The sequence below is a fragment of the Pseudomonas sp. GM33 genome (assembly GCF_000282295.1).
In the GTDB taxonomy this organism is placed as follows: domain Bacteria; phylum Pseudomonadota; class Gammaproteobacteria; order Pseudomonadales; family Pseudomonadaceae; genus Aquipseudomonas; species Aquipseudomonas laurylsulfatiphila.
The window spans coordinates 1-11,056 of record NZ_AKJO01000165.1 but is presented as its reverse complement, the minus strand read 5'-3'; the positions used below and the strand labels follow the sequence as shown (position 1 = coordinate 11,056).

Below are 11,056 nucleotides of genomic sequence, written 5' to 3'. Positions count from 1 at the left end.
GGTTCGGATCGCCTGATCGAAAACCGCGTCGCTGAAGGTGGTTCCGATCGCCTGATCGAAAACCGCGTCGCTGAAGGTGGTTCCGATCGCCTGATCGAAAGCCGCGCTGTCTGAATGCAGGGCTTTACCGCAGGACTCGACGAAAACCCGGCCTCACCCGCCGGGTTTTTTATGCTTTTTTTAGCCCGCGATTACTTCCCTGCCCGCGCCATGCAGCGCTGGTAACGTTCATCGACCCGTTTGGCGAACCAAGCGGTGGTCAGTTTGCGCGTGATTTTCGGGCTTTGCAGCACGATCCCCGGCAACACTTCACGGGGTAACGGCCGACCTTCGGCCCGTTCGGCCAGTTCGAAAACCCGTCGATAGAGTTTGCTGTCTTCGAATGCCAGGGTATTGCCCTCTTCCAGTTGCCCGCGGATCGCCGGATTGCGCATGTCCAGTTGCTTGCCCAGGGTGCGCACGGCCAGTTCCGTGGTGCCGGGCATGATCGAACCGTAACGCACCAGGTCGCCATCCAGCGCCAACGGGATACCGGAAGCCCGGCTCACCGCGTTCTGAAACGCGGCATTACGGCTGGCGTACCAACCCGCGTTGAAGTCCGCAAAGCGGTACAGCGGCTGTGGGTAGCTCGCCGGATACCCCAGCAGATGCGCGATGCCGAAATACATGCCGCCACGCCGGGTGAACACTTCATGGCGGATCGAGCCCTGCACCGGATACGGGTAGCCCTTGGCCTGCTGCTCGGCAAAATCGATGCTGACCTGCATCGGTCCGCCGGTATGCACCGGGTTGAAGCCACCGAACAGGGTTTTACCCATTGGCACCATGCCGATGAAGTCGTCGAAAATGCCACTCAGCTCCTTTTCACTACGCGCGGCATTCAGGCGGGCGCTGTAGCTTTTGCCGTTGGGCGAGTCGAGCTTCAACGCACCGCTCACCAGCAGGCCGGGAATGTGTGCCTTGGCGGCGCGACGGTCGATCTCGTCGCGGGCGATCTTGCCCAGGCCCGGTACGCTCGGATCGACCTGAAAGGTCGACTCCTGTTCGGTCACGGCCAGCACCGAGCACAGGTTTTGCGTGGTCGGCGAGATGTCTTGCGCGGTAAACGCCACCTGGATATCCGTGGCCCACCCTTGGGGATCGGCGGCTTTGGCCGGCAGCAATCGCACAATCTCGGCCTTCACCTGGTCCGGACTGCGCGCCGCCGATTCCTGGGTCCGCTGACTGCCGCAACCGGCCAGTATCAACAAAGAGGCGATGCTGAAGATCAATCGATTGGCTTGCATGTCGTTCCATCTAGTCCTTGGGTCCGGCTTAACCATACGAGCAATGTCAGGGCAGCGGCTTTGACCGTTGTCCACCGCGTGCCTTTATTTGCCACTGAAACGGCCCTGAAGCCCCGTTATCCGAAATCTGCATGTGCAGAAAATGCCTGCGTACCTTGCAGAAAACGCATTGCAAAACGTTACTGAGAACAACTACCATTCGCGCCTGGAGTCGTATTTGCGCATGGAGTTCCCGCGCCGCCCCTTTTCCAATCGGCCGCGCGCCGCCCAGGACCTCATCATGACCACTCCAGCACGACTGTGCGTACCTTTTCGCCCGACGCTACTGGCCCTGTTTTGCTCCTTGTCCCTGACGGCCCATGCCGCAACGCCCGAAACAACCGAGGCCCAAGGAAAACCGCTGGTGCTGGGCGACGTCAATGTCAACGCCCAGGCCCCGGCACCGTCCGACCTGCCCCCGGTTTACGCCGGTGGTCAGGTCGCCCGCGGCGCTCAACTGGGTATCTTGGGCAACCAGGACATCATGGACGTTCCGTTCACCATGACGTCCTACACCGAAGCGTTGATCCGCGACCAGCAGGCCGAAACCGTCGGCGACGTGCTGCTCAACGATGCCTCGGTGCGTCAGGCTTCCGGTTTTTCCAACCAGGCCCAGACCTTCATGATTCGCGGCCTGCCCCTGAACGGCGATGATATTTCCTTCAACGGCCTGTACGGTATCCTGCCGCGGCAGATCATTTCCACCGATGCCCTGGAGCGGGTGGAAGTGTTCAAGGGGCCAAACGCCTTCATCAACGGCGTCACCCCGACCGGTTCCGGCATCGGTGGCGGCGTCAACCTGCAACCCAAGCGCGCCAGTGACGTGCCGCTGCGACGGTTCACCACGGACATCAGCGACGACGGGCGCATCGGCGAACACCTGGACATCGGTCAGCGCTTTGGCGAGGACAACCGCTTCGGTGCCCGCCTGAACCTGTCCCAACGTGAAGGCGACACCGCCATCGACGACGAGAACCAGCGCTCCAAACTGTTCGCCCTGGGCCTCGACTACCGCGGCGATGCGCTACGCCTGTCCGGCGATTTCGTCTATTCGAAGGAACGCATCAACGGCGGCCGCAGCTCGGTCAACCTTGGCGACGCCACGCACATCCCGGATGCGCCCTCCGCCGACACCAACTACGCGCAGAAGTGGGGCTTCAGCGAGATCGAGGACACCTTCGGCATGCTGCGCGCCGAATACGACCTGAACGACAGCTGGACCGCCTACGCCGCCGGCGGCGCCAAGCACACCCGCGAAGTCGGCAACTACGACTCCACCACCCTGGTGGGAAACGATGGCAGCTCGGTAACCAGCGGTTCATTCATTCCCCACGAAGAAGACAACACCAGCGCCATGGCCGGCCTCAATGGCCGTTTCGCCACGGGGACGGTGACCCATAAACTGAACTTCGGGCTGGCGGGGATCTGGACCCAACAGCGCAACGCCTTCGATTTCGACCTGACCCAATACCCGAACAACATCTACCACCCGATTGACGTTCCGGCGCCAGCGGGCGGCTTCTCCGGCGGTGACCTGGGCGATCCGGGCATCACCGGCAAAACCTTCATGCGCAGCGCCGCCGTGTCCGACACCCTGGGCTTTATCGATGATCGCCTGCTGGTCACCCTGGGCGTACGCCGCCAACAGCTGGTCGTTCAAGGCTACGACTACAACACGCAAAACCGCACGTCAAACTACGACAAGTCGATCACCACGCCGGTGTACGGCATCGTGTTCAAGCCGTGGGACCACGTGTCGTTCTACGCCAACCGTATCGAGGGCCTGGCCCAGGGGCCGACGGCTCCGACGACCTCCGGCTCCAGGGTCGTGGTCAACGGCAATGAAGTGTTTGCGCCGTCGCGCTCCAAACAGGTTGAAGCCGGGGTCAAAGTCGACATGGGCACCTATGGTGCGACCCTCGGTGTGTATCGCATCGAACAACCCGCTGACGGCTACACCCAAGTCATCGACGACACCACCGCCGTGTTCATTCATGACGGTGAGCAGATCAACAAGGGCGTGGAACTCAATGTCTTCGGCGAACCCATCGACGGCCTGCGCCTGCTCAGCGGCGTGACCGTGATGGACACCGAACTGAAGAACACCCAGGACGGCCTCAACGATGGCAACCGGGCCATCGGCGTGCCGAGCTTCCAGTTCAATGCCAGTGTCGATTGGGACGTGCCGGGCCTGCCGGGCGCAGCCCTGAACGGACGCATGTTGCGCACCGGCGGCCAATACGCCGACGCGGCGAACAACCTCAGCCTGCCGGCCTGGAACCGCTTCGATGCCGGCGCCCGCTACGCGTTCAGGGTCCAGGAAAAAGACGTGACCGTACGCCTGGGCGTGGAAAACGTCGCCAACAAGAGCTACTGGGAATCGGCCCAGGGGGGTTACCTGACCCAGGGCGAACCGCGTACCGCGAAGTTGTCGGGCACCATCGACTTCTAATTGAGGGCAGCCCAGCCCAGCCCTGCCCTGTGCCTGTACCTGTGGGTGCGAGCTTGCTCGCGATGGACGTTAACGATAACGCGTACTCTCAGGATTAACGCGGCGCTCTTTCGTTCATCGCGAGCAAGCTCGCTCCTACAGGGGGCCGAGTGCCTGTGCCTGTACCTGTGGGTGCGGGCTTGCTCGCGATGGACGTTAACGATAACGCGTACTCTCAGGATTAACGCGGCGCTCTTTCGTTCATCGCGAGCGAGCTCGCTCCTACAGGGGGCCGAGTCGTCCATACTTGTTCTACCCAGCGAGGAGGATGAGTTCATGCACAGAAGCGATGTGTTGATCATCGGCGCCGGCCCGACCGGGCTGGTCCTGGCGTTGTGGCTGAGCAAACTGGGCGTGCGCGTGCGGATTGTCGACAAGGCCTCGGCCCCTGGCACCACGTCCCGGGCGCTGGCTGTCCAGGCGCGGACGCTGGAACTGTATCGACAACTCGGGCTGGCCGACGCGGTTGTGCAATACGGCCATCGGGTGGCGGCCGCCAACTTCTGGGTCAAGGGTGAGCCTGTGGCGCACCTGCCACTGACCCAGGTCGGCGCGGGACTGACACCCTACGCGTTCCTGGAAATTTTCCCGCAGGACGAGCATGAACGGCTGCTGATCGAGCGCCTGCAAGCCTTCGGCATCTCGGTGGAACGCAACACCGAACTGGCAAGCTTCGAGCAAACCGCCGACGGCATCACCGCCACGCTGCATCTGCCCGACGGCCAGCAGGAAATCTGTCAGGCCTGTTTCCTCGCCGGCTGCGACGGCGCCCGGTCGATTGTGCGCAAGACCCTGGATACCGGGTTTCCCGGCGGTACTTACCAGCAGATTTTCTACGTCGCCGACGTACAGGGCAGCGGCCCGACATTCAACGGTGAACTGCACGTGGACCTCGACGAGGCGGACTTCCTTGCCGTGTTCCCGCTGGCGGGCAGTGGCCGCGCGCGCTTGATCGGCACCGTACGCGACGAACGTGCCGACCACGCCGAGACCCTGTGCTTCGAAGACGTCAGCAGCCGGGCCATCGAGCACATGAAGGTGCAGATCGAGCAACTGAACTGGTTCTCGACCTACCGCGTGCATCACCGGGTGGCGGATCACTTTCGCAATGGTCGGGCGTTTTTGCTCGGCGATGCGGCCCACGTGCACAGCCCGGCGGGCGGCCAGGGCATGAACACAGGGATTGGCGATGCCATCAACCTGGCCTGGAAACTGGCGGCCGTGCTGAGCGGCGCTGCCGAGGCCAGATTGCTCGACACCTATGAAACCGAGCGCATCGCCTTTGCCCGCAAACTGGTGGCGACCACTGACCGGGTCTTCACCTTCGTTACCGCCGACGGGCCGATGGCCGATTTGCTGCGTACGCGCCTGGCGCCGTTCCTGTTCCCGAAAATCACCTCGTTCGAAACCTCACGCCAATTCCTGTTTCGCACGGTGTCGCAGATCACCCTGAATTATCGGGGCATGCCTTTGAGCACAGGCGTTGCCGGGCACGTGCATGGCGGTGATCGCCTGCCCTGGGCCCATGACGGTGAGGGGGACAACTTTGAATCGCTCAAATGCATCACCTGGCAGGTGCATGTCTACGGCGACACCAGCGACGAGATGATCGCCTGGTGCCACGAGCACCATCTGCCATTGCATGTGTTCGACTGGCGACCGGCGTTCGAAGCGGCGGGCCTGGGGCGCAACGGCTTTTATCTGTTGCGGCCCGATACCTATGTAGCGATTGCCGAGACATGCGCGGACCCGAAAGTGATCGAACGGTATTTCCGTGACCACGGGATCCGCGCGTTTTTGGGCACGCCCTGATTCAACACAGATCCAATGTGGGAGCGAGCCTGCTCGCGATGGCGGCGTGACAGTCACTCCGTCAATATCTGACAGATCGCTTTCGCGAGCAGGCTCGCTCCCACAAGGGATTTGGTGGATTTCAGACCCCCGCCAGCGCCAGGTCCATCGCAAAATACGTAAAGATCAGGTCTGCCCCGGCGCGCTTGATCGCCCCCAGGCTCTCGCGCACCACGCGGTCTTCATCGATGGCTCCGGCCTGGGCGGCAAACTTGATCATCGCGTATTCACCGCTCACCTGATACGCCGACAGCGGCAGGCGCGAGGCTTCGCGGATGTCGCGGATGATGTCCAGGTAGGCACCGGCCGGCTTGACCATCAGCGCATCGGCGCCTTCCTGTTCGTCGAGCAAGGACTCGCGCACCGCTTCGCGGCGGTTCATCGGGTTCATCTGGTAGCTTTTGCGGTCGCCCTTGAGCGCACTGCCGCCCGCCTCGCGGAACGGACCATAGAGCGCCGAGGCGAACTTGGTCGAATAGGCCATGATCGCCGTCTGGGTAAACCCAGCGTCATCGAGGGCCCGGCGGATCGCCTGGACCTGCCCGTCCATGGCCGCCGACGGGGCGATCACATCGGCACCGGCTCGGGCCGCCGCGACGGCTTGCCGGCCGAGGTTGATCAGGGTCTGGTCGTTGTCGACTTCATGGTTGTGCAGCACGCCGCAATGGCCGTGGTCGGTGTACTCGCAAAAACAGGTGTCGGACATCACGATCATTTCCGGCACCGCGTCCTTGGCGATGCGCGACATGCGCGAAACCAGGCCGTCGTCGCGCCAGGTGTCGCTGCCGCTGCTGTCCAGATGATGGGACACTCCGAAGGTCATCACCGACTTGATCCCGGCGCGGGCGTAGCGCTCGATCTCACCAGCCAGCTTCGACTCGGGAATGCGCATCACGCCGGGCATGCTTTTGATCGGTACGAAGTCGTCGATTTCTTCTTCGACGAAAATCGGCAGTACCAGGTCGTTCAGGCTGAACTCGGTCTCCTGGAACAGGCTGCGCAGGCTCGCATTGCGGCGCAGACGGCGTGGGCGTGCTTCGGGGAACTGGCTGGACATGGGGATTCCTGAATATCAGAGGACAGAATGTAGGAGCGAGCCCGCTCGCGATGGTCGTTAACGATAACGCGCATTGTCTGAATGACCGCGTTGCCCTTACGTTTTTCGCGAGCAGGCTCGCTCCTACAGGGGATGATTTCAACCAGCGATTGGGCTTGGAATCTGCAACCCGCGCACCACCGCCGGCCGTGCCAGAAAGCGCTCCAGCACCCGTGTGACGTTGGGGAAGTTCTGAATGCCCACCAGATCGCCGGCTTCATAGAAACCGATCAGGTTGCGCACCCACGGGAAGGTGGCGATGTCGGCAATGGTGTAGCGTTCGCCCATGATCCAGTCGCGCCCTTCGAGCCTGCCGTCGAGCACCTTGAGCAGGCGTTTGCTCTCCTCGACATAGCGATCACGGGGACGCTTGTCTTCGTAGTCCTTGCCGGCGAATTTGTTGAAGAAGCCGAGCTGGCCGAACATCGGGCCAATGCCGCCCATCTGGAACATCAGCCATTGAATCGTTTCGTAGCGCGCGGCCGATTCCTGGGCCAGCAGTTGCCCGCTCTTGTCGGCCAGGTAGATCAGAATCGCTCCCGACTCGAACAGCGCCAGCGGCTTGTCGTCCGGACCGTGGGGGTCGAGGATCGCCGGGATTTTGTTGTTGGGGTTCAACGACAGGAATTCCGGGGACATCTGGTCATTGGTGTCGAAGCCTACCCGGTGAGGTTCATACGGCAGGCCGATCTCCTCGAGCATGATCGAAACCTTGACGCCATTGGGGGTTGGCAAGGAGTACAGCTGAATCCACTCCGGATATTGGGCAGGCCATTTGCGGGTGATGGGGAAGGCGGACAAATCGGTCATGGGCAGGATCCACGAAGACAGTGAGAGTGACGATCATAATGGAGATATCGGCTCAGCGATCCCCTGGAGCCATCAATCTCGCTGATAGAGGAGATCAAGAGAGATCACGACGGTTTCACCACCATCTGATATAGCCTGTCCATAAATCCGCAACATCCTGTCGATAACCTTCACTGCAATCCGCTAAAGGTTACCGGTACATTGCTGCGCTCTTGGCCGGAATCGAACCAAACGGGTTCAGGGGACTCTGAGCACCACCCCTTTGAAAACGGACCGGCTTCAACGACATGGAACACACCCGACGCTGGAAAGTCGTGGTGTAAAGGTTTGTCAGCCTTAACCGAATTGCGCTGAAGAACCTTTTATTCATGAATCTGTTCAACTTTACCAAACGCTTTAAACATCGCGCCTACGTGCTGTTGCCCGTCATGCTGGCGCTCAGCGCGGTGTTCCTGTTGCTGGAATCCGGCCTGAGTCGTGCCCAACCGATGGACGGCACCCAGACGCTGGTGTTCCTGCGCCACGGCGAAAAACCCGACGGCGGCCTCGGCCAGCTCAATTGCCAGGGGCTGAACCGCGCCATCGACCTGGCCACGTTGCTGCCGGAAAAGTTCGGCAAGGCCAACTACGTGTTTGCGGCGAACCCGACCCGTAACGTCGAGGAAGGCGAGTTCGACAACTCCTACAGCTACATCCGTCCCCTGATGACCATCAGCCCCAGCGCCATCAAGCTGGGCCTGCCGGTGAACATCAATTTCTCCGCCAATGACACCAGTGACCTGGCCGATGAACTGCTTCACGACAAGTATCACAACTCGGTCATCTACACCGCCTGGTCGCACGGCTACCTGCCGGAGCTGATCAACAAGGTGGCCGGCGACGCCACCGGCAAGAAAACGACCATCACCGACGACTGGGAATCCAGCGACTACGACTCGCTGTATGTGCTCACCCTGACCTGGCACAACGGCAAGGCCAGTCTGCAGAGCCATGTGTACAAGCAAGGTCTGGATAATGGTGCTGAAACCTGCCCGACCTGAGGTTGTGTATTGCTTGATCGGGCCTCTTCGCGAGCAAGCTCGCTCCCACATTGGATTTGCAGTGTGATCACGAAGGCATGAGCACCACTGAACCCTGTGGGAGCGAGCTTGCTCGCGATGGGGCCAGTAAAGATGACATCACTTTCGTTGATTCACCCGCTCACGCAAATACTCGAGAACCGCCCCCCGCTCCCCGGCAAACTCGATCCGCGCACCTTTCTTCTCCCGCTGGAACGCGTACATCGGATCGTAATACTCGCTCAGCAACCCTTCGATCCAGCCCCGGTGCAGATCCACCGCACCACTGCGGGCCTGCTCCGCCAACGCCTCTTCCATCAAAACCAGCATGCGCCGATGACGTTCGCCGCCCAGGCGTTTCTGCACATTGTTCAGGCTCTCCAGCAACCGCTCGGAAAACAGTGCGAAGCCGTCATCGCCATGCACGTCGATGAATTCGGCGCACAGATCCACCACGTAATCGCGCAGGATCCGCTCGACCCGACCTTCCAGGCTGTCTTCCAGCCAGACCATCGGGAACTGCTGCATGCCCTGGTACAGCGGCAACGGCAATGCGCAACTGCCCACCGCACGACTTTCGTCTTCCAGTACGAACTGCTCGATACCCCGGGCGCGTTTTTTCAGCACATCCACGGCCAGGCGGTTTTCGAAGTCGATATTCGAGGGTTGGCCGGTGGCGCGCTTGCCGAAACTGGAGCCGCGGTGGTTGGCATGGCCTTCAAGGTCCACGCTGTTGCCCAGTTGCGTGAGCACCTCGGTTTTGCCGGTACCGGTCATCCCGCCCAGCAGGACGAAATCGCACTGGGCAACCGCTTGATCGAGGGTGTCCAGCAAGAAGGTACGCATGGCCTTGTAGCCACCGCCCACACGTGGATAGTCGATGCCGGCCTCGTCCTTGAGCCATTGCTGGACAATCTGTGAGCGCAGGCCGCCGCGGAAGCAATACAGCAGGCCATCCGGATGCGCCCGGGCAAAATTGGCCCAGGCCTGGATGCGTTCGGCCTTGACTGCGCCCGATACCAGTTGATGCCCGAGCACGATGGCCGCCTGCTGGCCGTGCTGCTTGTAGCACGTGCCGACCCGCTGGCGTTCATGGTCATTCATCAACGGCAGGTTGATCACACCGGGAAACGAACCCTTGTTGAATTCGACCGGCGCGCGCGCGTCCATCATGGGCCGGTCGTTGAGGAAGATGTCGCGGTAATCGGTGCAGTCGACGAACATCAAAACACCTCGACTGCGTTGCTCTGTCGCTCGACCAGTTCGCCGATCGGTTCCAGGCTCAGGCCCAGTTCGGCGGCCACGGCAAGAAACTGCTCGTTGCCTTGCGGCGTTACGGCGATCAGCAGGCCGCCGCTGGTCTGCGGGTCGCAGAGCACACGTTTGTGCAGCTCCTGAAGGCGTCCGAGCTTGCTGGCGTAGCTGTCAAAATTGCGCAGCGTACCGCCCGGTACGCAGCCCTGTTCGAGGTAATACTCGACACCCGGCAGACGCGGAACCCGGTCGTATTCAATGCGCGCCGTAAGCTGGCTGCCGTCGGCCATTTCCACCAGGTGCCCGAGCAGGCCGAAACCGGTGACGTCAGTCATCGCGGTCACGCCATCGAGCTTGCCGAAACGGCTGCCGGGCTTGTTCAGGGTGCACATCCAGTCCCGGGCCAGGCCGATATCGGCATGGCGCAACTTGCCCTTTTTCTCGGCTGTCGTAAGGATGCCGATGCCCAGGGGCTTGGTGAGATAGAGCAGGCAACCGGCGGTGGCGGTGTCGTTGCGCTTCATGTGGCGCTTTTCCACCAGGCCGGTGACGGCCAGGCCAAAGATCGGCTCGGGTGCGTCGATGGAGTGTCCGCCTGCCAGCGGGATGCCCGCTGCGTCGCACACCGAACGCCCACCGCGAATCACTTCCCGGGCGATTTCCGGCGCCAGCACGTTCACCGGCCAGCCCAGGATCGCAATCGCCATCAAGGGATCGCCGCCCATGGCGTAGATGTCGCTGATGGCGTTGGTGGCGGCAATTCGGCCGAAATCGAAGGGATCGTCGACGATCGGCATGAAAAAGTCGGTGGTCGAGACCACACCGCGTTCTTCATCGATGGCATACACCGCCGCGTCGTCACGCGAGGCGTTGCCGACCCAGAGTTTCGGGTCGAGATTCTGCGCCCCGCTGCCGGCCAGGATCACTTCCAGCACCTGGGGGGAAATTTTGCAACCGCATCCGGCGCCGTGACTGTATTGGGTCAGGCGAATCGGCTCGCTCATAGGGTCACCTCTTGGAGTCTAGGTAACTAATCCTACAGCAAACGCGCCTTTTTCTTTGCAGGAGATGCGCTGGTGGATACTGCCCCCCTGTGGGAGCGAGCCTGCTCGCGAAAGCGGTGTGCCAGTCGCATCATTGCTGGATGTGCCACCGCCTTCGCGAGCAGGCT

General features: G+C 61.6%; 8 protein-coding genes. 3 read left to right on the top strand and 5 right to left on the bottom strand.

The genetic code is table 11. The annotated features are described in order from the left end of the window. Positions 1–191: 191 nt before the first annotated feature. Positions 192–1,286 (bottom strand): DUF1615 domain-containing protein, encoded by a 1,095-nt coding sequence (locus PMI26_RS03830; protein ID WP_007979283.1) that lies wholly within the window; start codon positions 1,284–1,286, stop codon positions 192–194. Positions 1,287–1,566: 280 nt separating this feature from the next. Here PMI26_RS03830 and PMI26_RS03835 point away from each other — a divergent pair, with 280 nt between their 5' ends. Both PMI26_RS03835 and PMI26_RS03840 read left to right on the top strand, forming a co-directional pair. Further along, positions 1,567–3,777 (top strand): TonB-dependent receptor, encoded by a 2,211-nt coding sequence (locus PMI26_RS03835; protein ID WP_033048311.1) that lies wholly within the window; start codon positions 1,567–1,569, stop codon positions 3,775–3,777. 315 nt (positions 3,778–4,092) lie between these two features. Next, complete coding sequence (locus tag PMI26_RS03840; protein ID WP_007979279.1) at positions 4,093–5,628, top strand: FAD-dependent oxidoreductase; 1,536 nt, start codon at positions 4,093–4,095, stop codon at positions 5,626–5,628. A gap of 121 nt (positions 5,629–5,749) precedes the next feature. On the opposite strand, the gene hemB is transcribed toward PMI26_RS03840, so the two are convergent. Together hemB and PMI26_RS03850 are read right to left on the bottom strand one after the other, a co-directional pair. Further along, positions 5,750–6,724 carry a porphobilinogen synthase gene (gene hemB / locus PMI26_RS03845; RefSeq protein WP_007979278.1) on the bottom strand — a complete coding sequence of 325 codons (975 nt, stop codon included), beginning with the start codon at positions 6,722–6,724 and terminating at the stop codon, positions 5,750–5,752. A 138-nt stretch (positions 6,725–6,862) separates the two neighbouring features. Then, positions 6,863–7,573 carry a glutathione S-transferase family protein gene (locus PMI26_RS03850; protein ID WP_007979275.1) on the bottom strand — a complete coding sequence of 237 codons (711 nt, stop codon included), beginning with the start codon at positions 7,571–7,573 and terminating at the stop codon, positions 6,863–6,865. A 368-nt stretch (positions 7,574–7,941) separates the two neighbouring features. Here PMI26_RS03850 and PMI26_RS03855 point away from each other — a divergent pair, with 368 nt between their 5' ends. Then, positions 7,942–8,613: a hypothetical protein gene (locus PMI26_RS03855; protein ID WP_007979273.1), complete on the top strand. Its 672-nt coding sequence runs from the start codon at positions 7,942–7,944 to the stop codon at positions 8,611–8,613. A gap of 138 nt (positions 8,614–8,751) precedes the next feature. Here the strand turns inward: PMI26_RS03855 and mnmH are convergent, their stop codons facing one another. Then, positions 8,752–9,855, bottom strand: a complete 1,104-nt coding sequence (gene mnmH, locus PMI26_RS03860; RefSeq protein WP_007979271.1) for a tRNA 2-selenouridine(34) synthase MnmH — start codon at positions 9,853–9,855, stop codon at positions 8,752–8,754. Next, positions 9,855–10,889 (bottom strand): selenide, water dikinase SelD, encoded by a 1,035-nt coding sequence (gene selD, locus PMI26_RS03865; protein WP_007979269.1) that lies wholly within the window; start codon positions 10,887–10,889, stop codon positions 9,855–9,857. Before selD ends, mnmH begins: the two co-directional genes overlap by 1 nt. Between the last annotated feature and the right edge of the window lie 167 nt (positions 10,890–11,056).

Bases quoted from the DNA above. Each gene is read 5' to 3' on its own strand.
- PMI26_RS03830 (WP_007979283.1), bottom strand. From the start codon at position 1,286: ATGCAAGCCAATCGATTGATCTTCAGCATCGCCTCTTTGTTGATACTG.
- PMI26_RS03835 (WP_033048311.1), top strand. From the start codon at position 1,567: ATGACCACTCCAGCACGACTGTGCGTACCTTTTCGCCCGACGCTACTG.
- PMI26_RS03840 (WP_007979279.1), top strand. From the start codon at position 4,093: ATGCACAGAAGCGATGTGTTGATCATCGGCGCCGGCCCGACCGGGCTG.
- hemB (WP_007979278.1), bottom strand. From the start codon at position 6,724: ATGTCCAGCCAGTTCCCCGAAGCACGCCCACGCCGTCTGCGCCGCAAT.
- PMI26_RS03850 (WP_007979275.1), bottom strand. From the start codon at position 7,573: ATGACCGATTTGTCCGCCTTCCCCATCACCCGCAAATGGCCTGCCCAA.
- PMI26_RS03855 (WP_007979273.1), top strand. From the start codon at position 7,942: ATGAATCTGTTCAACTTTACCAAACGCTTTAAACATCGCGCCTACGTG.
- mnmH (WP_007979271.1), bottom strand. From the start codon at position 9,855: ATGTTCGTCGACTGCACCGATTACCGCGACATCTTCCTCAACGACCGG.
- selD (WP_007979269.1), bottom strand. From the start codon at position 10,889: ATGAGCGAGCCGATTCGCCTGACCCAATACAGTCACGGCGCCGGATGC.